Origin of the sequence: Mucilaginibacter sp. 22184, assembly GCF_052045695.1 — a bacterium.
Lineage (GTDB): Bacteria > Bacteroidota > Bacteroidia > Sphingobacteriales > Sphingobacteriaceae > Mucilaginibacter.
This window is the reverse complement of the sequence record NZ_JBQEPI010000004.1, coordinates 401,109-426,873: the sequence shown is the minus strand read 5'-3', so window position 1 is coordinate 426,873 and position 25,765 is coordinate 401,109. Positions and strand designations below refer to the sequence as shown.

Annotated in this window: 13 protein-coding genes; 7 read left to right on the top strand and 6 right to left on the bottom strand. The window is 46.0% G+C overall.

Translation table 11 applies throughout. The features are described 5' to 3' along the window. Nucleotides 1-54 precede the first annotated feature (54 nt). The 3 genes from ACTJKG_RS11650 to ACTJKG_RS11640 all read left to right on the top strand — a co-directional run bounded on the left by ACTJKG_RS11650 (nucleotide 55) and on the right by ACTJKG_RS11640 (nucleotide 6,095). The gene (locus ACTJKG_RS11650; RefSeq protein WP_440739294.1) at nucleotides 55-1,035 is read left to right on the top strand and encodes a FecR family protein; all 981 of its coding nucleotides are present in this window, start codon (nucleotides 55-57) and stop codon (nucleotides 1,033-1,035) included. Nucleotides 1,036-1,167: 132 nt separating this feature from the next. Next, nucleotides 1,168-4,569, top strand: coding sequence for a SusC/RagA family TonB-linked outer membrane protein (locus tag ACTJKG_RS11645; RefSeq protein WP_440739293.1), 3,402 nt, complete (start codon nucleotides 1,168-1,170; stop codon nucleotides 4,567-4,569). 11 nt (nucleotides 4,570-4,580) lie between these two features. Beyond that, nucleotides 4,581-6,095 (top strand): RagB/SusD family nutrient uptake outer membrane protein, encoded by a 1,515-nt coding sequence (locus ACTJKG_RS11640; RefSeq protein WP_440739292.1) that lies wholly within the window; start codon nucleotides 4,581-4,583, stop codon nucleotides 6,093-6,095. A gap of 229 nt (nucleotides 6,096-6,324) precedes the next feature. Here the strand turns inward: ACTJKG_RS11640 and ACTJKG_RS11635 are convergent, their stop codons facing one another. Both ACTJKG_RS11635 and ACTJKG_RS11630 read right to left on the bottom strand, forming a co-directional pair. Continuing rightward, nucleotides 6,325-7,941, bottom strand: a complete 1,617-nt coding sequence (locus tag ACTJKG_RS11635; protein WP_440739291.1) for a Na+/H+ antiporter — start codon at nucleotides 7,939-7,941, stop codon at nucleotides 6,325-6,327. Nucleotides 7,942-7,988: 47 nt separating this feature from the next. Beyond that, nucleotides 7,989-10,769, bottom strand: a complete 2,781-nt coding sequence (locus ACTJKG_RS11630; protein ID WP_440739290.1) for a hypothetical protein — start codon at nucleotides 10,767-10,769, stop codon at nucleotides 7,989-7,991. A gap of 429 nt (nucleotides 10,770-11,198) precedes the next feature. Here ACTJKG_RS11630 and ACTJKG_RS11625 point away from each other — a divergent pair, with 429 nt between their 5' ends. After that, nucleotides 11,199-13,730 (top strand): phosphocholine-specific phospholipase C, encoded by a 2,532-nt coding sequence (locus tag ACTJKG_RS11625; protein WP_440739289.1) that lies wholly within the window; start codon nucleotides 11,199-11,201, stop codon nucleotides 13,728-13,730. A 185-nt stretch (nucleotides 13,731-13,915) separates the two neighbouring features. On the opposite strand, the gene ACTJKG_RS11620 is transcribed toward ACTJKG_RS11625, so the two are convergent. From ACTJKG_RS11620 to ACTJKG_RS11610, 3 genes are all read right to left on the bottom strand, one after another. After that, nucleotides 13,916-15,355 carry an alpha/beta fold hydrolase gene (locus tag ACTJKG_RS11620; protein WP_440739288.1) on the bottom strand — a complete coding sequence of 480 codons (1,440 nt, stop codon included), beginning with the start codon at nucleotides 15,353-15,355 and terminating at the stop codon, nucleotides 13,916-13,918. Between the two features lie 67 nt (nucleotides 15,356-15,422). Then, nucleotides 15,423-16,229, bottom strand: coding sequence for an AraC family transcriptional regulator (locus ACTJKG_RS11615; RefSeq protein WP_172334801.1), 807 nt, complete (start codon nucleotides 16,227-16,229; stop codon nucleotides 15,423-15,425). A 383-nt stretch (nucleotides 16,230-16,612) separates the two neighbouring features. Beyond that, entirely contained in the window at nucleotides 16,613-18,163 is a 1,551-nt protein-coding gene (locus ACTJKG_RS11610; protein WP_440739287.1) for a DHA2 family efflux MFS transporter permease subunit, read from the bottom strand. Nucleotides 18,164-18,679: 516 nt separating this feature from the next. On the opposite strand from ACTJKG_RS11610, the gene ACTJKG_RS11605 reads away from it, so the two are divergent. Beyond that, entirely contained in the window at nucleotides 18,680-20,020 is a 1,341-nt protein-coding gene (locus ACTJKG_RS11605; RefSeq protein WP_172334799.1) for a sugar porter family MFS transporter, read from the top strand. Between the two features lie 294 nt (nucleotides 20,021-20,314). Further along, on the top strand, nucleotides 20,315-23,101 hold the full coding sequence (locus ACTJKG_RS11600; protein WP_440739286.1) for a hypothetical protein: 2,787 nt from the start codon (nucleotides 20,315-20,317) through the stop codon (nucleotides 23,099-23,101). Nucleotides 23,102-23,309: 208 nt separating this feature from the next. Here the strand turns inward: ACTJKG_RS11600 and ACTJKG_RS11595 are convergent, their stop codons facing one another. Beyond that, nucleotides 23,310-23,681, bottom strand: coding sequence for an RNA recognition motif domain-containing protein (locus ACTJKG_RS11595; RefSeq protein ID WP_172334797.1), 372 nt, complete (start codon nucleotides 23,679-23,681; stop codon nucleotides 23,310-23,312). A gap of 463 nt (nucleotides 23,682-24,144) precedes the next feature. Between ACTJKG_RS11595 and ACTJKG_RS11590 the strand changes: the two genes are divergently transcribed. Then, complete coding sequence (locus tag ACTJKG_RS11590) at nucleotides 24,145-25,707, top strand: M20/M25/M40 family metallo-hydrolase (protein WP_440739285.1); 1,563 nt, start codon at nucleotides 24,145-24,147, stop codon at nucleotides 25,705-25,707. The last annotated feature ends 58 nt before the right edge of the window (nucleotides 25,708-25,765 follow it).

Here is a 25,765-nt window from a genome sequence, read left to right as displayed (position 1 = left end):
ACTTGATGATTGTTTAACGGTACTATTTTCGGTAAGTGCCGATTATATGGGCAGATGAACACAAAAGAATCTGCAGAGATCAAAGCATTATTACAAAAGTACCAAAAGGACGAATGTACACCCGATGAAAAGGCCCGGGTAGAGGCCTGGCTCGAAAGATTAAATAATCCGGCACTAAGCGGTATCACCTCATCCGCCGAAGAACGTATTTTAAACCGTATCCGGAAACGGGTGCTCAAAGGCATACCGTCGCGATCGGCGGACCGGAAAATTTATATACTCCAATATCTTAAAGTAGCGGCGCTGTTATTATTGGTACCCGGCGGCTTTTTGCTGTACTCCCAATTAAAGCAACCCTCCCCGCAGGTTTTGCAGCAATACTCTACCGCTCGCGGTGAACGCAAAGTACTGATCCTGCCAGATAGTACGGTAGTAACCTTGAACTCATCATCCGTTTTAACCCTCAGCGCCGATTTTGGCGAAAAGAAGAGAATAGTAAAACTCAGCGGCGAAGGCTTTTTTCATGTAAAGCACGATGCTGCCAAACCTTTCATCGTAGCAACCGGCAACATACAAACCCAGGTATTGGGAACCCAGTTTAACGTGCATGCCTATACTAACGAAAGCGAATATAAAATAGCCGTAGTAAGCGGTATGGTAAGCGTTGGCGAGAAGAAGACTGCCGGCAAGGTGGTAACCATGGGTAAAGTGCTTACCCGAAACTTAATGCTGGTTTACAACCTTAAAGCACACGGCCATTATATTAAAACCACCGATGCCGACAAACTGAGCGCCTGGCAAAACGGTCAGCTTTATTTTGACGAAGCTACCATCCCCGAGATAGCCTCAACACTATCCCGAATGTATAATGTAGATGTGCAGTTGCAGGACAAGCCAGGTCGCAATTGCAAATACACTATCGGCTTTAACAGCCAGCCTTTAAACAAAGTGCTGCCGGTATTAAGTCAGCTTACAGGAATTACCTATCAGTACACCAACCATAAAATTTTTATTCAATCAAAAAATTGCCGATAAACTATGTAACCGTTCCCCCAAAAAAACAAAAACAGGCAGATGCGCGAACACCTGCCTGCTATATGGCTGCTGTAGCAGCAGACCATGTCATTTTTAACGATTCTTTTTATCACATAAAATAACATTATAAAAATGAGAAATCTATTACACATATTATCATTAAAAAATCACCTCAAATGGCTGGCAACCTACTGCATTGTTCTGGTTATCATCGGCGCATGCTCAACGCCTTCTTTTTCGGCGGCGGCACAAACCATGAACACCGTGCGTATCAGTCTTACCGCCAAAAATTTAAGCATTAAAAGCGTTTTCAAAATAATTGAACAAAAAACCTCTTTTAAAATTGGTTACAACTCCACCAGTTTTGATGCCGACAAAGAAATTTCCATATCGGCCAATAACGAACTGCTGATCGATGTGTTGAAAGAGTTGATCAAAGGCTACAAAGGCAACATCAGGCAGGTTGATGAAGAACATATATTATTACAGGTTGAAAAACAACAACCGGTAGTAAAAGCCAAAGAAAAAGAGCTGGTAGTAAAGGCCATCACCGTTACGGGAAAAGTAACCGACGAAAGCGGTGAAACCCTGATCGGTGTAAGCGTTGCCGTAAAAGGATCAAGCACCGGCACCATGACCGATACCGAAGGCAAGTACTCCCTGAGTACCGATGAAACTTCGATACTGGTTTTTAAATACATTGGTTATGACAGCCAGGAGGTAGCAGTAAAAGGGCAACAAAATATTAATGTGGTGCTAAAAGCTAACAGCCAATCATTAAAAGAAGTGGTAGTTATAGGCTACGGTACACAAACCCGTTCAACATTATCTGGCGCGGTATCAACCGTTGGTTTGGATAAAGTATCATCACGCTCATTCAACAACCTGCAGGAAGCTTTACAAGGCAAAGCAGCAGGTGTAGTAGTTAATAACAATGGCGGCGATCCTACCAATGCGCCTATGGTAAACATCCGTGGTTTGGGTGGTATCAACGGTGAGCAGCCTTTATATGTTATCGACGGATCGGTTTTTTATCCCGGCACCCCGGTTATTAACCCCAACGATGTAGAAGCGATTTCGGTTTTGAAGGATGCATCGGCAGCTATTTATGGTGCCCGTGCTTCTGGCGGTGTTATCCTCATCACTACTAAAAAAGGCACAAAAGGTAAAATGACTATCTCGTTTGATGCCAAGCAAGGTTTTGCCAATGCCTGGAGAAAACTGGAAGCGTTGGATGCGAAAGAATATGCCGATGTATATAACACGGCCGCAGATAATGCTGGCAAGCCACGCCTGCCGGCTTTTGATGCTACCAAATATCCCGACGGACAAATAACCCGTACCAACTGGGTTGATGAGGTGTTCAGAACAGGGCACACCCAGGATTATAACGTAAGCCTGAACGGTGGTAACGAAAAATCAGACTATTTCATGAGCTTTAATTACCGCAGAGGGACTGGTATATTATTGAATACTTATTCTGAACGTTATGCTTACCGTATCAACTCCACCCATCAGTTAAATAACTGGTTAAAAGTTGGCGAAAATTTATCCTATACCTATTCAAACGGTAGGGGTACCAACACTTTCAGCGGTTATACCGGCGCTATCCAGGCGGCTATATTTTATCCGCCGAGCATTACAGTGCGTACACCATCGGGCGCTTACTCAGGTTTGCCTATTGACTATGCAGGCTCATACGGCGATGTGGTTAACCCGGTTGCCAACCTGGAGCGTATTGATACCAGCAACCCGGTAAATACCATTATTGCTAACCCTTATTTTGAGGCAAACATCGTCAAAGGATTGAAATTCAGATCGAATTATTCCATTACCAAAAACTTCTATTATTTCAAAGGCTTTACACCGATAGTGCCCGAGGTTGGTAAACCCAGCTTAACCAATACGCTGAACGAGTCATCATCACAGGATTCTCGTTTCCTGACCGAGCAAACTTTAAACTACAAGAAATCATTGGGTAAAAACAACCTGGATGTAGTGGCCGGTTATACTTATCAGAAAAACAGTAGCATGGGGCTTTCGGCTTCCCTTTCGGGCTTTAGCAATGAAGATCCTTTGTTCCGTTATTTTATAAACGGTACAGGTACCCCGGTTCCAAAGCCAGGCGATTATAAATCTGACGAAGCTTTGATCTCCTACCTTGCCCGTGTTAATTATGATTACGATGGCAAATACCTGTTATCATTTACCGGTCGTAGGGACGGTACATCACTGGTGGCTCCCAAAAACAGGTTCCAGAATTTTGGTTCGGTATCTGCCGGATGGGTTGTAAGCCGTGAAAATTTTATGCAGTCATTAAACTGGTTAAGTAATTTAAAAATCAGGGGCAGCTATGGCATATTGGGTAACTTATCATCGGTAAGTACTACAGCGGTAAGCCCTAACCTGAGTGTGGGTAATATTTACCTGGGTTCAGATCCTGCGCAATTAAACGGTTATTACAGCTATGACCGCGCCAACCCGAACCTGACCTGGGCCCGTTCAAAACAAACTGATATTGGTTTGGATTTGGGTTTCCTGAACGAACGCATCACCTTAACTGCCGACTATTTTGTTAAAAAAACCGAAGACATGCTGATGAACATCCCTGCCGGTATAGGTTTGGGCAGTGTATGGGTTAATGGCGGCGAGGCACGCGATAATGGTATTGAAATTAGCCTGGGTTATAACAGCGATCCTAAAAAGGCATTCCATTATGGTGTAAATGCCAATGTGAGCACACTTACCAATAAATTACTCTCCTTACCTAATGGTAATACAACCATCCCGGGTGTAAGCCCAAGCGTACGCGGTTTGCTGGCACCTGCCTGGGTGCAGGTTGGTCAGCCGTTGTATTCATACTACGCTATCAAAACCAATGGTTTGTTCCAGAGCCAGGCAGAGGTGGATGCTTACAAAGGTCCGAACGGGCAGCCTATCCAACCTAATGCCAAACCGGGTGATATCCGTTTTGTGGATGCCAATGGTGATGGTAAAATTAATGATAGCGACCGTCAGTTCCTGGGCAGCGCCTATCCTAAATTTACCTATGGTTTGAGCCTGAACGGCAGCTACAAAGGTTTCGATCTGAATATCTTTTTACAGGGCGTACAGGGCAATAAATTGTATAATGCTTTAAAATATACCAGCTTAAATGCCGGTGGTTTGGGCCAAAACTACAACCTGCTGAAAGATGTACTGAACGCCTGGACTCCACAACATACCAATACCACCATTCCGCGTGTAACAGCCAGCGATAACAACGGTAACTTTGGTACCAACTCCGATTTTTATATCGAGAACGGTTCATATCTGCGCTTTAAGAACGTAACCCTTGGTTATACCTTTTCACCTGCGTTGTTAACTCGTGCCGGTATCAGCAGTCTGCGTGTATATGCCACATCAAACAACCTGTTCACCATTACCAAATACAAAGGTTTTGATCCGGAGGTTGGCTTTGATAACTATGGTATCGACGTAGGTCGTTATCCGCAGTCTCGCTCATTTATTTTCGGTATCAATTTAAATCTGTAAGTAAAGCAATCATGAAAAAGATCAGCAATATTATATTAGCAATATCGGCAAGCATACTGTTGGGTGCCTGCTCCAAAAACCTGGATATCAAGCCACAAGGCGCGGTGTCTGAAAATAACTTCTGGCAAACAGCCAACGATGCTTTGCTGGGCGTAAACGCCATGTATGAACCTTTTGACGGCGAAGAGTTTTACGGGCGTGGCTACATGTGGTTCATCAATGCGAGTGATGATATGGTGACAGGCCGTATCAATACCAATGCCGATGCCATCAAAAATTTTAGTCCAACTTATTACTCCGGCGGTTATACGGTTGACCAATGGGATATGCGTTACTCGGTGATCAGGCGGGCCAACGATGTGATCAACAAGGTGCCTGCCATCAGCATGGATGCCTCTTTAAAAAACCGTTACCTGGGCGAAGCCTATTTTTTAAGCGGTTTGATGTATTTTCAAATGGCTTATAATTATGGTGATGACCGTGCCGGGCTGCCTATCATTACCCGTGCTAACAACAACGATCCAAATCCTACGCCAAGAGCGGCCAACGTTGGCGAAAACTATACCTACATTGAAGGTGAGTTAAAAAAAGCGGCCAACCTGCTGCCTTATTTTGATCAGCTGAGCCCGGCCGATCAGGGCAGGCCGCATAAGGTGGCTGCATGGGGTTATCTGGCCAAAATGTACCTGTACAAAAAGGATTATGCCAATGCCCAAAAATATGCCGACTCAGTGATCAACCAGGGTAAACGGGCTTTGTTGCCTAACTTTGCCGATGTATTTAAAGCGGCTAATAACTTCAGCTCAGAATATATTTGGTCGGCGGTGAGCACCGCAAAGGGTTCTTCCGGCTGGGGTAGTATCCTGCCAGGCGTAATGTTGGAAAACAAAGGTTGGGGACTGTTTAACGGCTGGGGCTATTATCAGCCAACCAAAGAGCTGTATGATGCCTTTGAAGCCGGTGATAAACGTCGCGAAGCCACTATCCTGAAACCGGGTGACGTATTTCAGTATTTTGGTGCTCCAAAAACTTATGCTTCGGTAAATAGTCTTTCCGGTTATCAGTTCAATAAATATATGGAGCCATTTTCTTATGCCAACCCGGTAGGTACATCTATCAGTCCTAATGGTGACCACCCTACAACTAACCTGAATGTACCGCTGATGCGCTATGCCGAGGTTATCCTGATCAAAGCCGAAGCAGAGCTAATGCAGGGTAAAAATGCCGATGCGGAGATTAACATGATCCGTCAGCGTGCGGGCCTGAAAGCTATTCAGGGTGCTACCATGGCCGATCTGAAAAACCAGCGCCGCTGCGAACTGGCTGGTGAATGGGCCGACCGTCACCGCGACCTGGTACGCTGGGGTGATGCCGCTGCCGCTTACGCCAAACCACTGCATGGTTACAATGGCTCGGTGATATGGCCTGCACGTAACTTTAACCCGGTTGTAAACGGTGTTTGGGCAGTACCCCAAAAAGAAATCGACCGCAGCAACGGTGTTATTAAACAAAACGCTGGCTGGTAATCAAATCAGTATATATCAAACCAAGAAAGGCACGCCGGATATCCGGCGTGCCTTTTTGATTAATAATCGGCTGTCATGCTGAGCCCCGTCGAAGCATTCGACAAGCTCAGGATGACAGGCCTTCGTCCCTAAGAGAAAGTGAACGCAGTGATGGCCTCTTTCCAGCGAAGCTGAAGAGAGGGTCGGCAAGCGTAGCGATGCCGGGGTGAGTCTTCACCCGCGTTCTAATCTACTCCTCCTCAAAAGAAAAATGCTGCCGCAGTTTCTCCTGTTCCAGATCGAGCAAGGCCAGTTGCTGTTTGATAATATCGTCGTTGATGTTTTCCTTTTTGTTCAATGTTTTGAGCAGGCTGCGTTGCTCATGCATCATATCTTCCAGTATCATAATATAGTCGCGGTAAAATTCCTCTGCACGACCCTTGCCATCGGCCTTGTCCCAGTCGGCCAGCAGTTCCATATCGGCATCAATTTTTATCTTGATAGCTTTCACCATGTCGTTTTCTTTCAGATGTTTGGCGTATTTGTTTTGGAGCAGGTCCAATGTCACCATCGAAAGTTTTTTCCGTACCAGTTGCCTTTGCTGTTCAAAAGAAACGGTGTAATCAGGATCGGGCATATCTACCCATTTAATCAGCAGGGGTAGGGTGAGCCCCTGTAGTATCAGGGTAACCAAAATAACGGAGAATGTAATAAATAAAATAAGGCTCCGGTTGGGAAAAGGTGCACCCGAATGAAGCGCTACCGGGATACTCAATGCCGCCGCCAGCGATACCACACCCCGCATACCCGCCCAGCCCAATAGTAAAGGGCCTTTCCAGCCCGGGCGGTTATCGGCAGTGGTAATGTACCTGCTGATAAATACCGTAAATACACCTGCGCCAAAGGTGCTGGCCAAACGGGTAACGATCAAAACCCCCGAAATAATGGCGCTGTAACGGATAGCCGGTCCAAGTCCGTTTGGTCCCAGGTCTTTGATCACCACCGGAAATTCCAAACCGATGAGTATAAATACAAAACCATTCAGCACAAAGGCTACGGCCTCCCAAACATTGATACCCTGCAGCCGACTGCGATGGGTTAAAAAGTTGTCGCGCCTGATGGAAAGGAACAGGCCCCCGCTAACCACCGCCAGCACGCCCGAGAAGTTAAAAGCCTCGGCCGCCATATACATGGCATAAGGAGTAATAAAGGTGAGAATGATATCGATATTGGTAGTGGTAGGCATCCAGCGGTGAATGGCATAAAATACCAGCGCTATAGCCAGGCCTATCAATACACCCATCACAATAACCAGTACAAAACTCAGTGAAGCTTGCCCAAAAGCAAACGTGCCGGTAACAATAGCCGCCGCCGCGAACCTAAAGATCACCAAACTGGCTGCGTCGTTCATGAGGCTTTCGCCCTCAAGTATGGTGACGAGTCTTTTAGGCACCTTTACATTTTTAAGAATGGTGGTGGCCGATACCGCGTCAGGAGGGGATACGATTCCGCCCAGCAGGAAACCCGCGGCCAATGTAAAACCCGGAATAACGTTGCTGGATACCAATGCCACAACACCCGCGGTTAAAATAACGATAATGAACGCGAAACTGCTGATCACCCGTCGCCATTTCCAGAAATCCTTCCAGGAAGTGCTCCAGGCGGCTTCATATAACAGCGGAGGCAAAAAGATCACAAATATCATATCAGGTTCTATCTCAATACCCCTCAACCCAGGTACAAAGCCCAGGCCCAGCCCGGCTATTACCAGTAATATGGGATAAGCTATCTTGATTTTTTGGGCCAGCATCACTATAGCGATGATAATAGCCAGCAAACAGGTATATTGAATAATAAGATGGTGCATGTAAGTTTGGATGAATTACTAAAATACAATAATATCTTAAAGATGAATTAGTGTACCTGTATCTGTTTGCTCATATAACCCAACTGCCCGTTCATGTCGGTACCTTCTATGATGATATGGTACATTGCGGCCTTGTTCGCGTTATAAAAAGAAACCATGGCCTTCCCGGCTGTATCCGTAACAACACTGGGCTGCCAGTGAATGGTCGACCGCAGATCGGGCTGGGGTGATGTGTTTTTAACAGTATACCTGGGCCGGTAAAACTGTTTGGGCAGTGTAAATGGCAGTGGTTTATAAATATACATGCCCGGTGTTTTTTTCATGAAAGGCCCGGCGCCCGAGCGGGTGGTTATTTCTACATAAACTATCTGGGTGCCATAATCAAGCGGGGGTAATAGCTTGCTGGAATATGCACCGCCATATTTGGCGCTGTACATTACCTCGATGCCTTTAATATCTTCGGCGGCATAATAATCCAGGTAGGTTCTCAGGAACTGGAAGCGCTCCTGACCCTCGGGCCCTTTTGCCGATCCATTGTAAAACCATTCCACATCCATCCCGTCAAATATAAAGCGGATCTTTTTATCCTTGACCATATAATAAGTAAATATGGGGCGGCCAAATGGTGATGGCGACCACATCCCTGTAAAGTGGTAACCCTTGATTCGTTTTTCGAGCAGATCGGCCAGTGTTTGTTTACCGGCTTTGTCCATATCCGCTTCGTCCAGTATTTGGTCGGCCTCCCCGGCTCCGTTGAGGTTTTTGGAGCCGGTTATGATCCTTTTATCTTTAATATGAACAGTTTTTAAAACATGACCGTACAGCTTTTCGGCTTCCTGCCTGGTGGCTATCTGCTTGTTAATCTTTTGCAGCAGCAGGGTATCGCTGTTTACATACCAGGGCGTAACGCGCTCTGCAGGGGCAAATACAGGTGGTTTAAACTCATCTACATCAACGCCCACATTAAAGCTCCTGCCGCGTTTGTTGCGGGCCTGTATCAAAAATACAGCGGTATCTATAGGCGTAATGTTGTCAAACACAAAGCGACCGTTCTTATCCGTCACCGTATCGGTAATGATCACCGGCTTTTTGGAGAACAGGGTAACGCCCGATTTTTCGACTGGTTTGTTAAATATATTGCTCACCCTGCCTTGTATGGTAAACTGAGGTTCGGCGGCAAAGCGCGGGGCGGTTTTTGGAGCCGAAAGCTGTTTCCAGTTATAACCCACCCAGCCCTGGGTAAGCAGCAGGTTATCCAACGCGGCCACCTTTTCTGCACTGTTACCGGTAAAATAATAGCCTGGCTTTTCAACGTTACCTTTCAAGTCGGCGGTGAACAGCATGTTGTTAATAATGTTGCTCCCGATGCTATCAGTTTGTACCTGGCTATCGTCGGTTACCGCTACAGAAAAGCTCCCTCTTACCGGTTTCCCTGTTTTATCGGTTACGTTGATGTGCAGGGCCACGCTATCATGCGGCGCGAAAACCGGCCTATCGGTAGCAGCATCGATCCTGAGCGCATCCTGATGATCGATATACACCATACGTTCGTTCCGTGGTTCGCCAGCCAGGTTAAGTAGGGTAAAGCGGGCAATACCGGTAGGGAATCTGTCGGTAGGTATATGTTTATTAACCGTGATGCTGCCCGACGGCACGTGGGCGGCATAACAGATCACCCCTCTTGATTCGCCTATAAGAGAGTAGCCCATGGATGCATCATCCCTAACGGCTATTCTTACCTGTAAAGAGTCGGGCCCCAGTTGATCAATCCGCAGATTAGTACCTGCCGACTGCACTGCGGGCAAAGGATAGTTTTTGGATACACCGTTTGGCAGATCCATAGCTGCCGCGTAAGTTTCGCCCGCCTGGGGTGTAAACTCAAACGCACCCATGCCCCCATGCAAGGCTTTGAAAGCGGCTACCGTTTGCTGCTTGTCGTTTATGATTTTGCCCGATACATTTACGCTCTTGCCATCATCGGCAATAGCCTTAAAGCCAACACGGTTTACTATATCTGCCGTAAGTGTGCCGCCTTCTGGCATCAGTTGCAGATCGGTATTTTCGGGTTTGTTGAGGCCGACCGGAATCATGAGGGCGGCGGTAGTATCGCCGTTAACCACTTCACGGGCCTGTATAAGCAGGTTTTTACTGCGTGCACGTTCTGCCGAAAGGGAAAAATTCAGGTTGATCTTGCCCTCCACATCCGTGGCCGATTTGTTTCTGACTAATGATTTTTTGCCATCCATTACCTGCAGCTGCATATCCTTTAAGCGCTGCGGTTCGCCGCTTATATTAAGCAATTGCAGCCGGGCATCTATATTGCTTTTGCCATCGGTAGCGGTTTCCCTGAAAGCGGTTTTAACCACACGAGGCAGCCCGTCGAGCGGCGAAACAAAGATGTCTTTTTTAAAAACATAGTCTTCGCCAAAGTTGAGCATCCAGCTGGTGTAGGCCCGAAGGGTATAAGCGCCGAGTGGAATGTCCCTGTCGTCGAGCGTGATGTTGCCCCAGCTTAAGCCCGATATCACCGGGATCATCATTCGTTTTACCGGGCGGTTATTATCATCAAGCTCCACATAAAGCAAGCCGCTGCGGTGCGACGGTTTAAAATAGTCGGCATCAAAAAGGTAGGCTTTAAACCAGATGGTGTCGCCCTGGGTATAAGCGGGTTTATCGAGCCGTAAATATACTTTCTCGATGGGCCATTGTTTCCGGAAGTTCTGAGCCGAGCTGATCAGCGAATCAAGGCTGGGTTTCGACTGGCAAAACGCAAACGTAGTATACAATAAAAATAAAGCCAGGAGGCAAAGCCGCTTCAAAAGGTTCATACGATGGATAGGTCTTGGAAATGAATACAATATCTGTATTTTTTGTAAATAAAGTATAACCGGCTCAAAATGATACGTGTATTTGTAACAACTATTATACGTTAGATGCATAGAGTTAACTCCTAATTAACCTAAATTTAAATATCTGAGAAGATATTTGGGGGCTTTGCTTAAGGGGCATTGCGCATAATCGACTCACCCGGTCTGCGCTTCGCTGGAGAATAAAAAAAGTTTGTCATGCTGAACGCAGCGAAGCATCTATTGTTGAACTTTTCAATTGTAGAATAGATCGTTCGTTCCTCAGGATGACAAAAAAGAAATAAAATTCCCCTCTATGCGCGAAACGGAGAGAGGGGTGACGAGCGCAGCGATGTCGGGGTGAGTCAACACGCTAACCCTTCTACAACTAATAAAACAACATATCAACCCATGGATTCACGTAGAGATTTTCTAAAAAAAGCAGCTTTATTATCAGGCAGTGCAGCAATAATGAGTGTGATGCCACCCGCCATACAAAGGGCGCTGGCCATTAACCCGGAACCGGGCAGTACATTTTTGGATGCCGAGCACATTGTAATACTGATGCAGGAAAACCGCTCGTTCGATCATTGTTTTGGTACGCTTCAGGGTGTACGTGGTTTTAACGATCCACGTGCCATCCGCCTGCCCGATCAGAAACCGGTTTGGCTGCAAACCGATGCCGTGGGCAATACTTATAGTCCTTTCCGTTTGGATATAAAAGATACCAAGATCACCTGGATGGGTTCATTACCGCACTCACGCGCCAGCCAGGTTGATGCCAATAACCTGGGTAAGTACGATCAATGGCTCACCGCCAAAAAGTCGGGCAATAGGAACTACGCCGATATGCCGCTTACCCTGGGCTATTATACCCGGGAGGACCTGCCTTTTAACTACGGCATGGCCGATGCTTTTACCGTGTGCGATCAGAATTTTTGCTCGGCCATGACCAGCACCACGCCCAACCGCTCTTTCTTCTGGACGGGTAAGATCACTCACGAAAAAGATGGCATCCCGAAAGCCAATATCCGTAATACTGATTATAGCTATGGCGATATGCCCTGGGAAACTTTCCCCGAGCTGTTACAGCAAAACAATATCCCCTGGAAATTTTACCAGAACGATCTGAGCTGTGGCGGAGGTTTTGAACGAGAGGAACGTGCCTGGCTGGCTAACTTTGGCTGTAACCTGCTGGAGTTTTTTAAAGCCTACAACGTTAAGTTTTCTGAACGGAATATCAAAAGTTTGCAAAAGCTGGTACAGGATCTGCCTGATCAGATTAATAAGTTGCAGGAAGCAACACCTGCCGATGAACAGGCGGCCATCAAAGCGCGCGAAAGTATCCGCAAAAAACAAGAGGTACTGGATAATGCCCAGCGCGATCTGGCCCGCTGGAACCAGGATAGCTACAATAAACTAAGCGATAAAGAAAAAGCCCTTTACCGTAGCGCCTTTGTGATCAACTCCGGCGACCCGGATTTCAGGAGTATTGCCGAGCTTACTTACCAGGATAATGGCAAGGAGCGCAAGGTTACCGTGCCCAAGGGCGATCTGCTGCACCAGTTCCGTAAGGATGTGAACACCGGTAAACTGCCAACCGTGTCATGGCTGGCTGGTCCGGAGAATTTCTCCGATCACCCAACTGCCCCCTGGTATGGCGCCTGGTATGTATCTGAAGTATTGGATATCCTGACCAAGAATCCTGAAGTGTGGAAAAGAACCATATTTATTGTTACTTATGATGAGAATGACGGCTACTTTGACCACGTTCCTCCGTTCTCTATTCCCGATGACAAGATCCCGGGCACGGGTAAATGTTCGGCCGGTATCGAAACCGAGATAGAACACGTACGCCTGGAAAATGAACTGAAACAGGGTATCCCTAAAAACCAGGCCCGTGAAGGCGCTATTGGCTTGGGTTTCCGTGTGCCGATGATGATCGCTTCGCCGTGGAGCAGGGGCGGGCAGGTGTGTTCGGAAGTGTTTGATCATACCTCTACGCTGCAGTTCCTGGAAACATTCGTCAACAAAAAATACAAAAAGGATATCAGGCTGGGCAATATCAGCGAATGGCGCCGTACCATTTGTGGCGACCTGACATCGGCCTTTGTGCCTTACAACGGCAATCAACTGGGCGAAATTCCATTCCTTGATCGCAATAAAAATGTAGAAACCATTTATAACGCCAGGTTCAAAGAGCAACCAATAGCGTTTAAAAAGCTGTCGGCCGATGAAATAATGAAGATCAGCGCGCAGCCATCCCTGATCACCCTGCAGGAAAAAGGAATCAGAACATCCTGCGCCCTGCCTTATGAATTATATACCCACGGCGGTTTAAGAGCTGATAGAAAAAACTTTGAGATCCAGTTTAAAGCCGGTAACGAAGTGTTTGGCAAAAACGCGGCAGGCTCGCCTTTCACCGTATCTGTACCGGTTAAATACAATGACGAGCTGAGCAAAAACGAGATCTCCCGTAACTGGAGTTTCGCGGTTAAAGCAGGCGATCAGCTGAACTACAACTGGCCTTTAGCGGCCTTTGAGAACGGCAGGTATCACCTTCGGGTGAATGGTCCAAATGGTTTCTTCAGGGAATTTATAGGTACCCAGGAAAACGCGGGTCTGGAAGTTACCTGTGTTTATGAAAAAAACAAGATCAATCCATCAAAGCTAACCGGCAACGTTTTGCTGAGTCTGGTTAACAATGATGCTCAAGCGCATACCGTTACCATTCATGACCATGGCTACAAAGCCGCCGATATCACCAAAACCATCCCGGCCAACAGCAAGGTTGATGTAGTGCTAAACCTGGCTAAAAACTACAACTGGTACGATTTCAGCGTAAAACTCCATGGCGATAACAATTTTGAACAACGCTTCGCCGGCCGTGTAGAAACCGGCACCGCCACCAAAACCGACCCGGTAATGGGAAGGGAGGTGTAAGGCGATATTCTTGATATGTCATTGCGAGCGCAGCGTGGACAACCGACCGGAGGGAGCTCATTAATACCTTTAAAAAACAATCAATAGTATTAATAATCTCCTCGCGTTTATACTCACCGACGAGAATAGCTACGAGATTGCTTCGTCGTACCACCTCGCAATGACATGATTTTATTAACACCCCATCACTCCACAATCAAATTTTTAGATTGGGATGCGAGTGGCTTGTAGGGATTAGCCAAAAAAAGATTTACGTAATCCGTTCCATCAACAGAAAAACCCGGGGCATGCCCCTTATTGTGTATAATAAGCAGTTGGCTATTAGGCATAGATCGTTTAATTAACCGGTTATAAAACGGTCTGCAATCGGGGTCAATGTCGCCGGCCGAGATCAATGCCGGAACGCTGGAATAAACAGGCTGTTTGGCAATTGCTGGTTCGGGCTTTACCTGCCAGCAACTGCATATGGCATGGTTTACATTGTTAAAAGGATACCCGGCTAACCATGGCAGTACCTGGTCCTGTTGTTTTCCTAACAGTGGGTCGGCATAGTCTATCTGCTCCGAGCAATAAACAGAATACCGCATACCCAGGGAAATATGGGTGTCGCCTGCAAAATAGCCATCCAGCACTTCCCGCACATATTTATCGCGGCGACCTGCTATCAGGTCGATCATTACACCCGGTACGGTATTAACCTGACTGGAATTCATCCGGTTTATTACCGCGTCGAGCAATTCATTTTTGGTGTAGCTTATACGAATACTTTTACTGCTATCTTTTTCCTGGTAGGCAAGGGTAAATTTTTTGCCGGTGATGGAGGCGAAATACTGATGAAAATCTGACCTTAAATTTTTATATTTTGTATCAGCAGAGTCCGCTTCACAATTGCGGAATACCTGCTCCAGCGCCTCGTTGATATTGAATAAAGCGTGTTCTTCAAAGTTTACATAACCTGGAAGCGGTGAATTTAAAATCAGGGTACGAACACCTTCGGGATGGTTCCGGGCCACGGTAAGCATCAAACCTCCGCTATAAGATATTCCCACCAGGTTAAGCGAATCGATATTTAACGCTAATCTTAAATCATTGATATCTTCGGCGCTTTCGATAGTATTGTACGCCGATAGGTCGATACCTTGCTGTACAAAGTTGGTCCGGCATTGCTTAACTGCTGCTGATACTAAACTATCCCTGTTTTTCCCTTCCCGGTAACTACGTTTAATGGCCGATGCTACCTCCATGCAATCCAGGCAGGGTTTTGCACGTTTGGTGCCTCGTTGATCAAAAGCGATAAAGCCGCCATAGGCTAGCCAGCCGGAATTATAGCTGATACTGTAAATATTTGCTGTTGTGCTGTAACCTGGTCCGCCGGTTGTGTAAAGTGTGATGTTTTTACGCGCATCCTGATCCGGTCGGCGTACAAATAAAAACGGGACCTTTACCTTCCGTCCAGTCGGTTTATTTCTGTTTTCGGGTACAACCAGGTAGCCTGTTTTTAAAATTAAGCGGGAGTCTGCTTTAACCATTCCGGGAAAAGGCTCAATAACAGGTTTGTACTTTTGGCTGTATAGGTTCTGGCAAAGACACGTGGCAAAAAGCAAGGCAACAAATAATTTTTTCATGAGTGCTGTTTAGCATACAAATAAAAGGAATGATATTGCCCGCCGAAAGTAAAAAACGGACAAATTATCACAGATGCTTTGTGAGCCTTTGGCCGGTAAAGTTAACGATGTCCTTATGAAAATGGCTCAGATCATAATAACCATAATCCATCGGGATAAAGTTTTCTTTATCCTTCATAAAGGATGTTAACGCAATTCTGCCCCGCAGAATAGAAAAGTAATTTTTAGGAGAGATACCAATTACCCTGTTGAAATAACGGTTGATGGTTTTGGAGGTAATAAACAATTTTTCGGCAACCTGAGATGTATTTAATTGCATACCCGCGGCCCGATATTCGCCAATACTATCATTAACCATTTTTACATAATGATCCTGGTTATTTAATTGATGGTACGCCGCTAAGAGGTAAGATTGAACAATTTGTACCCTTTCTTCAAAACTAATGGGTTGTTTTATTTTTTGGAGCAACTGCCAGGGCAAAACCTGGTGGAGGGGAATGATCTTGTCCATAACCCAAACCTGGTTTAAGCCCAGAATGGCCTCCAGGCCACCGGGATTAAATTTGACTGTAAATATATTATCGGCGGGGAGTTTGTGCCGGGTTACATCCTCATTGCGCAATATTAAAATGTCCTCGTCTCCTTTTACATAGTGACGGGTATTTTTTAGATCGATATAATACGGACTGCCCAGGTTAATATAAAAGGTAGGCGTCCAGCTGGGGAACATTTTTACGGTAGAAAATTCATGTTTTATATCCTGGGCGGAATGATCTAAAACCGATTGGGAGTAAAATTCAATATGCGGAAGCAGTTCTTCGCAAGGCCTGCTGAACATATATATTTTACGGATATCCTGGAATATCTCAACCATGCCTTATTCAGATTAACGATATCCGTAAAAATAACCTATTCCAGCAAAATTTAAAAATGGAGGATAATGGTATGGCTGGATTGGATAACACATTAAGTCATCATGAACTTGTTTCAGGATCCCACAGGACAGATTCAGCTTCATGTCACACACTTGGTTTGTGGGGTGCCGAAACAAGTTCGGCATGGCTGAATTTTATTGATTATTTGATAGCCAATAAATTAATACTTTTTAAAGTTTTTAAAACGGTTCAAAACCATATCGAAATTTGTTAAAAGCGATATCATCTATGTTTTTGGGCTCGTTTCTGAATGTTTTTTGCCCGTTTTTGATCAAGAAAATGTTAAAATCCATGGTTTAAAAAGTCTTTTCAACCCCAAATGTTAATGATCTGATGAGGGGATAACCAGCGGTTTCTTCTTATCGCGTTTAGCCACAAAAAGCAATAGCGGCAGTACAATGGCAAAAAACAAACCGATCAGGAAAAAACCATCCAGGTAGCTGGAAAAGGACGATTGCTGAACCACCACTTTCTCAACCAACAGCATAGCCTTCTGTTTAGCATCCAGTAAACCGAAGCCTTTTTGTATGAAAGACGCGGCATAACCATTTATCCGGTTAATAAACGCGGGATTATCGGGTGTAATGTGGGTGATGAGGTCCATCCGGTGCGAGGCTATGCGCCGGGCTACATAGGTATTAATGATGGAAATACCAAACGAGCCACCCAGTTGCCGCATCATATTATTGAGTGCTGTTCCCTGGGGCATATCCTTGGGTTCCAGCGCTGATACAGCCAGCGTGCCCAGCGGCACGGTTAACAAAGCCATGCCTATCGCCCTGAAAATGAGGTTTAAAGTAAGGTCGATAGCCGGCGATTGCAGATTGATCCTCGACATCGACCAGTTGAAATATATAAAGCACATAAAGCCAAAAAACACAATCAGCGCTGCGGGAACGCCCTTTTGCAGCATCTTCCCGGTAATGATGAGCGCCAGAACGGCTATGACAGACCCAGGCAAAAGCAACAGACCGGATTGGGTAGGGGTAAAATTAAGCAGGCGCTGTGCCACCACAGGGGTCAAATAAATGGAAGTATACATACCCATACCCGTGATAAAAGTAAGCACAGCCGCAATACTTAACGATCTGAACCGGAGGATACGCAGGTTCACCACAGGATTTTCGGTATACAACTCCCAGATAATAAAGGTGGTAAGCGCCAGGCTGGCCACCACAGTTAAAAAAACGATATACCCGGCAGAAAACCAATCGTCGGTTTCACCGCGCTCCAGCACCACCTGTAAGGAGCCAATGCCTACGATGAGCAGGATGATACCTGTCCAGTCGATATGTTTGATCTTTTGCCTGATAGCGGGCTCGTGCAGCAAGAAGTAGCAGGAGATCGCGGCAGCTATGCCAATGGGAATGTTGATATAAAAGATCCATGGCCAGGAGAAATTTTCGGTGATATAACCACCCAATGTTGGCCCAATAGTTGGCCCGATGAACACACCAATACCAAACAAGGCGCTCGCGGTGGCTTGTTTCTCCTTTGGGAAAAGCTCATAAACCACCGTTGCCGAAACGGAAAGCAGCGCGCCGCCTCCCAAACCCTGCAAAAACCGGAAGCTCACCAGCTCCCATATATTAGTGGCGTTACCGCACATAAATGAGCAAAAGGTAAACAGAATAATGGAGCCGATGTAATAATTGCGGCGCCCCAGGTTGTTCACCAAAAAGCTGGTCATGGGGATAATGATCACGTTGGCGATGGCGTAGGAGGTGATCACCCAGGAAATATCTTCGAGTGTGGCGCCCAGGTTACCGCTCATGTAGTTGAGCGCTACGTTCACAATGGAGGTGTCAATCAGTTCCATAATAGCGGCGGCTATTACCGTGATGAGGAGGATTTGTCGTTTGATGGCGTTCATAATATATATTATACCAATCGGTATATTTTTGGATAAATTTTTTTAGTGATCAGTTATATGGATAGATTGAAAATATGACCAGATTTTTTTCATGATGCAAATATATACCAATCGGTATATTTTGAATGCACTTCAACCATTTAAATAACAATTTGCTGACAAAAAGCAGATGGTTAATCAAGAAAATGGCTTTAAAAACAAATGACAGGATAGGAGGTGCCCTGCCGGAGCCTTTGAACTAATGTTTTCGGCCTATAAACAGGTTACTCATCCAGAGTCGTGTTTGTACCATTGCTTAAGCTCCGGAGGAGTAACCTGTTTATAGATAAAGTATAGAAAAAGTGTTGGCTCTGTAGGTGCCTCCTATTTAAAACCGATTTCCATTGACATATAAAATGAACGACTTAAATGTGCAGGGGAATTATATATTTGTAAAGCGTCGATTTTAGCACTGCTAAATCGGGTTTATAAACCAATTACCCCGGCTTGGGGCTTTACCGTTAACCACTCTGCTTTATGAAAAGTTATACCATTTTAATTTCTATTGTGGCTGCCCTGGGCGGACTATTATTTGGCTTTGATACCGCCGTAATAGCGGGCTCGTTGCAATATCTCAAACCCGTTTTTTCGCTCAGCGACGCAGAAGTTGGTTTGGTAGTAGCGGCTGCATCCATAGGCTGTATCCCTGGAGCCCTGTTTGCCGGTAGCCTGGCAGATCAGTTCGGACGAAAGAAATTGATGATCGTAACCTCTATATTATACATCATCGCGGCTTTGGGGAGTGGCATCGCGGGTAGTTATGTGCAATTGGTGGTGTACCGCTTTATAGGCGGGGTAGCTATCGGTATGGCATCAACCCTGGCGCCTATTTATATATCAGAGGTGGCGCCGCCAAAATTTAGGGGCAGGTTGGGTATGCTGCAGCAACTTGCCATTGTAACGGGTATTTTGCTGTCGTTCATCTCCAATTATGTGATAGCTAAAGCGCCTTTCGGTTTTTTAAATGATGGAAATATCTGGCGCTATATGCTGGCCGCGGCGGTGGTGCCTTCGGTTATTTTCTTTATCCTGCTGCTGCTGGTACCCGAAAGTCCGCGCTGGCTCATCGCCAAAAACAAAATAAAAGACGCTCAGCGTGTGTTTGATCATATCTATTCCAAAACCGAAAGCGTGGAGCAGGTTGAGCTGGTTAGTAAGGATATAGCAACGGAAGATACTTCGGCCCTGAAAGAAGTATTTACCCCGCGTTTCCGAAAAGTGGTGATCATCGGCCTTGTATTTGCCTCCATAGCCCAGCTTACAGGTATCAATATCGTATTTTACTATGCACCTCTTATATTTGAAAAAGTACATGTAGGCGGTAGCGTATTATTCCAAACCATGTTAACCGGTGTGGTTAACCTGATATTTACTATCCTGGCTTTCCCGCTGATTGACAGGCTTGGGCGTAAAAAGCTGTTGCTCGTCGGCTCGGTGATCATGGGGCTTTGCATGTTTGTGCTGGCTGCGCTGTTTCATTTCGACATGCTGCATAACTACTTTGTACTGCTAACCATATTTGTTTACATAGGCGGTTTTGCCTGTACCTGGGGCGTAGTGCTGTGGGTGTACGTGGCCGAGATATTCCCCAACCGGGTTCGTGGTACGGCAACATCTATTGCGGTGTTTGGTAACTGGGTGGCCAATTCCATCGTTTCGCTTACCTTCCCGGTGATGCTTGCGCAGCTGGGGCCAGTGTATACCTTTGGGGTTTATGGCATCATCAATATCAGCATGGTATTGTTTGTGAGCCGCTATGTGTTCGAAACCAAAGGTGTTCCGTTGGAGAGGATAGAGGAGTTGTATGCTAAGGTTTAAGGCTTGTGGGATAAAAGCCTTGCCCCTGCTTTTCCTCCACGCGTCATTGCGAGCGTAGCAATCCCCGACTTACAGAGACGTTCCGTATACCGGGGATTGCCACGTCGTTCCTCCTCGCAATGACGCATGGGGAAAAAACGGGTTGAGTCGATACCATACAACAATTTAAAATACACCCAAATAACCCATCGATCATACTTTTTTCCGTAACTTTAGGTTATTCACATTGATATGTTCCGGCGTTTACAGAATTGGGTCAACCGTCATTTTTCGTCCATTTTTTCATTATTGCTGATGGCCTTATTAGTTGTCGGCAGTATGACGCTGAAGGATAATTACCTCATTGTAACCAAGTACACGCCATCGGGTATCATCAACTGGGAAATCAATACCAGCAATGCCCGCAGGGATTCTATCCTAAAAGAATGGCAGGCCGGGTTTAAGAAAAACCAGATCTATACCCGCGAAACCACTTATCCCGAAACCGTCACGGGTATCGAAACCGCGGTTTTCCGGAACAATGCCGATTATACTTTCATCGGGATTTATGTAGGTATCCTGCTCATTCTCATCTTCCGGATAGGAAGCCAAAAGGCTAACCGCCGTCGCCGGGTGATATCGCAGCATAGTGTGATCACGTTAAGTTCAATAGTGCTCCTGGCAGCGCTGCTGGATGTGTTTGAGAACATCATGACCAACCGGGCTTTGCAGCATTTTAAACTGAAGCTGCCTTTACCCGATGCTTTACTTATTGGTTTACCGGCATGTATCAAATACCTGCTGCTGATTTTTATAGCGTGCAAATTACTTTACGAAGGCTTTAAGCTGGGTAAACCCCGGTTTTGGTTGGATTATACAACCGCCTGGATAGGGCGCCTGCTCACCTATTCCTGGCGTTTCCGTATCGTACTGATCACGCTGCTGGTTTTTTTTCTGGGGCTTTTTATCAGCGCACAGATCCAGGATATGTTGCTCTCGATTAATACCTCGCGCTGGGCCAGTTTTTATTTTCTGCTGGCCATAACTTTGCTGGCGCTGATGTGCTGGCATTTACCTAAGGTTATTGATAACGCCATCAAAATAAGCTATAAACGGTTTTTTATAGGGCCTGTTGATTTTGACACCAGCCGTTTGCCCGCGGGTTCCAGACCATCTCTTAAGGTAGAAACTGCCCGGTTGTTCGGTGCTGCCGCTTTCCTGATACCTGCTACCGGTATCCTGCAAACCATGAACGCCTATCAGATCGATTACCTGTTGAAAGATGTGCCTCCGCTGATTCTGCTGCTGGCATCGCTCATTTTTTATAAGATCGTATTGAGGTATAAATGGATAGATAAGCTGTTTAAATCACAGGGCAACGTAGTTGTGTGGCGTTTTTGGGTGAGTATGGCTGCCTTGATATTACCCATGATCATTTGGGGCAGTATTGATGGAAAGCGCAACCGCGAACCGCATTTCCTGGCATATCTGTCGCTCGATTTGTTCTTTCTATCGGCCATGTTTGTGATCACTACTGCCTTGCGTACGGGTACCCTTGGCATTCGGAAATGGCATGCTGCACCGTGGATAAGCTTTTGCGGTGTGATAGCTTTGCTGTTTTTTGTCCTGTGTAACTTTCCGCCATTTTTAAATGAACTAACCAGTGGCAACCGTTATTATACCATGCCTATTGTATTGTGCGCGGCCGCGGGCTACCTGTTGTTCTTTTCCTTTTTATTGTTCGCTGGAAAAAAGACAGGCTTTAGTTTGATCACTTTTTTGCTGATGTTTACACTATTCAGGTCGATCAGTACTATAACCACCTATCATGAAGCTTTTGTTCAGAAGGAGGAAGGTTATCACAAATCATTGGATTCTTTAGACCGCTATACCGAAAATTGGCTCAAAAGCCGTAAACAGGAAATTAAAGATTTTGTGGCCAGAAACCCCGATAAACCTTATCCTGTGTTTTTTGTAAATGCTTATGGCGGGGGGCTACGTGCCACCGTTTGGACAACAATGGTTGTGGGTACGCTGGATAGCCTGCTAAAAAACCGCTATCCTGACGGGGCAAATACACGTGATTTTCAGCATTATGTTTTTTCCTATTCCGGAGCATCCGGAGGCACTATAGGTTTATCATTATTGAGCAATGCGAGGTATCAGCACCGGCAAAATCCGGTAAAGGATACTGTTTTTTACCCGGTTAACTCGCTGGTCATCTATCGGAATGATTATCTCACCTCCAATATAGTTGCCTTATTGGGGAGGGATATGCTGGCATCATCATTAGGAATAGCCCCCTGGGCCGATAGGGCAAGACTGATGGAGGAGGACTGGGAGCGGCATACCCATGCACGTTATCTGGATATGAAGGTTACTTTAGGGAGGATGTGGAAAGGCAGCAATTATGAAGTACCCTTACTGTTTGCCAATACATTTGATGTGGATAGCGGTAAAAAAGGTATATCGGCCCCGGTATTGCTGGATAGCCTTGATTTTCCTTCCACCATATTCCTGGAGCAGGAAATTGAAGACCCCGGAGATCTGCGCCTCAGCACAGCCGCTTTTTTGAGCGCCCGGTTCCCTTATGTAAGCCCTACGGCTAAACTCAATGGCAAACATCATTTTACCGATGGAGGTACCTGGGATAATTCGGGCGCGGAAACCTCACTGGGCGTGTTAACGGTTTTTGAACGGGTGCGGACTAAACTGATCAAAGAAGACGCTGTATTTAGCCATATCCAGCCGCAATTCCTGTCGCTGCCCAACTCTGTACAGCAAACAGAAGATGCAGGCAAACCAGGCAACTTATTTGAGCCATTGGCGCCACCTGTAGGTATTTTGAATAGCCGTGTGGGCTATATGAAAAAATCTGAAGACTGGAATTATTCCATGTCGAGGATAAAGCATTATGGCTTTTTCCTGTTCCGCCCCACTGCCGAAAGGGTACCTAATACCCATATATGGCCTGTATTACCACTCGGCTGGCAAATATCAGATTATGCCATGACCCGGATGCGCTTGAGCGTATTGCGCGACAGCGTCACCATTAATAAAGTGATGGAACGTTTTGGAACGGTGGAGAAAGTAAAGCGGTAAAGGTCTGGGGAAATCTTTTTCAGTTCCCTCCCCACGAGAGCGGCGCGTAGGGCAGGGGTAATGGCAGGAGGGGTTTATACAAGCGGCAGAATTATCAAGCGATGAAACCCCCTCCCGAGGGAAGGAATCGCACAAAGCCCTGGCTCTTTTAACGGAGCTCAGAGTGACAACCCCCTTGCAGCATATTCTTTATTAATGGGTAATCACCCTATATTCTCGGGCGTTTTTTTACCGTAGTGCCACCGGCAGAGCTCCCGGTACTACTGCTCCGGTCTGTTTTGATATAATTGCTATGTTGCGGGCGAAAGCTGCGTTGCTGCATTGGTGGTTTGGCGGCAGGTTTATCAGCAGCTTGTTTTACACTGAGTATACGGTCGCCCATGGGGGTGCCGTCAAGTCCTTCAATGGCACGGTCGGCCCCGGCCTGGTCGGTCATTTCCAGGAAAGCGTATCCTTTGCATTTACGGGTCTTTTTATCCCGTACAATCTTGATAGTATTAACAGTGCCGTAGGAATTGAATATTTTAACTAATTCAATTTCTGCAATATCAAGAGGAAAGCCGCCAACAAATAATTTCATGGTAAATTTTGATGATTTGGAATTAACAAATATAGTTTATCCGGACTAAAAAGTATGATTTGCTAAAAATTGTTTGCTCAGAAGTTAAATTATGCTTAAAAAATAATAAGTAAATGTGAATTCGGGAATGGAAAACCATGTTACAGACCCCTGAGAGGATTTAAAGCATGGGAGTGTGCGATTCCCTCCCTCGGGAGGGGTAGGGAGGGGTTTTATGCTGCTTGCATCACGAATCAATCCCTCCCTGCTACTGTACTATCCCATCACATCCCTCCCTCGGGAGGGAATTTAAGAGGCCTAAACTTGATAAAAAGTGGGTTTACACTTTTTGGAGGAAAAATATTATAACTAACTTATTGTCAATTAGTTAAGTTTATGTTAACCCTAAAAAGTGTAAACCATGTAAACCCACTTTTACAGAACAAAATTATAAAGGGCCGTTCAATTTTTATAAATTAGGTTCATGAAAACAACTGATCTTAATCTACTCACTAATTGTTGGCGTAAAGCCATTCCGTTAATGGTAAGTGCCCTGCTTTGCAGCGGTATAAGCCAGGCACAATCCAGCAAAGCGGTCATCGACGGCATTATGCAGGAAGAAACCAATAACTCGCAGCTCGAAAAACTGGCCCATGAACTTTTTGACGGCATCGGTCCCCGTTTGGTGGGCACACCCCAAATGAAACAGGCTAATGACTGGGCGGTAGCCAAATATAAAACCTGGAATATAGATGCCCATAACGAAAAATGGGGCGAATGGCGTGGATGGGAGCGGGGTATCTCGCACATTGACATGATATCGCCACGTGTAAAATCATTGGAAGGCACCCAACTTGCCTGGAGCCCGGGTATGGGTAAAAATACGGTAAGTGCCGAGGTAATCATCCTTCCGGATCTGGCAGATTCTGTAGCTTTTGCGCAATGGCTGCCCAACGTAAAAGGCAAATTTGTAATGATATCCATGTGCCAGCCAACCGGCCGGCCCGACTATAACTGGCAGGAATTTGCCCTTAAAGAATCATTTGATAAGATGAAAGCCGAACGCACAGCCGCTACTGATGCCTGGCGTAAACGCATCAGCAAAACGGGCTATACCACCCGCACACTACCTGTAGCGCTTGAAAAAGCCGGTGCTGCTGGCATATTGACCAATAACTGGTCGGCTGGTTTTGGAGTGGATAAAATATTTGGCGCTTATACCAAAATAGTCCCTACGGTTGATATCGCCCTGGAAGATTATGGTATGTTGTACAGGCTGAGTGAATCGGGTGGCAAGCCGGTGATCAGCATGCATACCGAGTCGAAAGAACTGGGTGTAGTACCTACCTTTAACACCATTGCCGAAATAAAAGGCAGCGAAAAACCTAACGAATATGTGATGTTATCTGCCCACTTTGATTCCTGGGATGGTGGCACCGGCGCTACAGATAATGGCACCGGAACGCTGACCATGATGGAGGCTATGCGCTTGCTGAAAAAATATTACCCTCACCCGAAACGTACCATATTAGTTGGCCATTGGGGCAGCGAAGAAGAGGGCCTGAACGGCTCGCGCGCTTTTGTGGAGGATCACCCCGAAATTGTACAGAACCTGCAAGCCCTGTTTAACCAGGACAATGGCACCGGAAGGGTTGTAAACTTATCGGGACAGGGTTTTGTGGAGGCTAAGGATTATTTAACCCGTTGGCTGGAGGCCGTACCCGATACTATCAAAAACCGCATCAAAACCAACTTCCCGGGTCAGCCTGGCGGTGGTGGCTCTGATTTTGCTTCGTTTGTAGCCGTTGGCGCCCCTGGTTTTTCGTTGAGCTCGCTAAACTGGTCGTACGGTTCTTATACCTGGCATACTAACCGCGATACGTATGATAAGGTAGTTTTCGACGATCTGAAGAATAACGCCATACTGGCCGCTATTTTGGCCTATATGGCCAGCGAAGATCCGGCTAAAACCACCAATACAAAAACGGAAGGCATTAAATGGCCCGTGCAGGTTAAAGCTATCCGAAGGGGTGGATTGGATAAGTAAGCCTGAAAGAAATATTCGCCAAAATTTAAAAGCCCCGTCGCCATCATTATGGCAATGG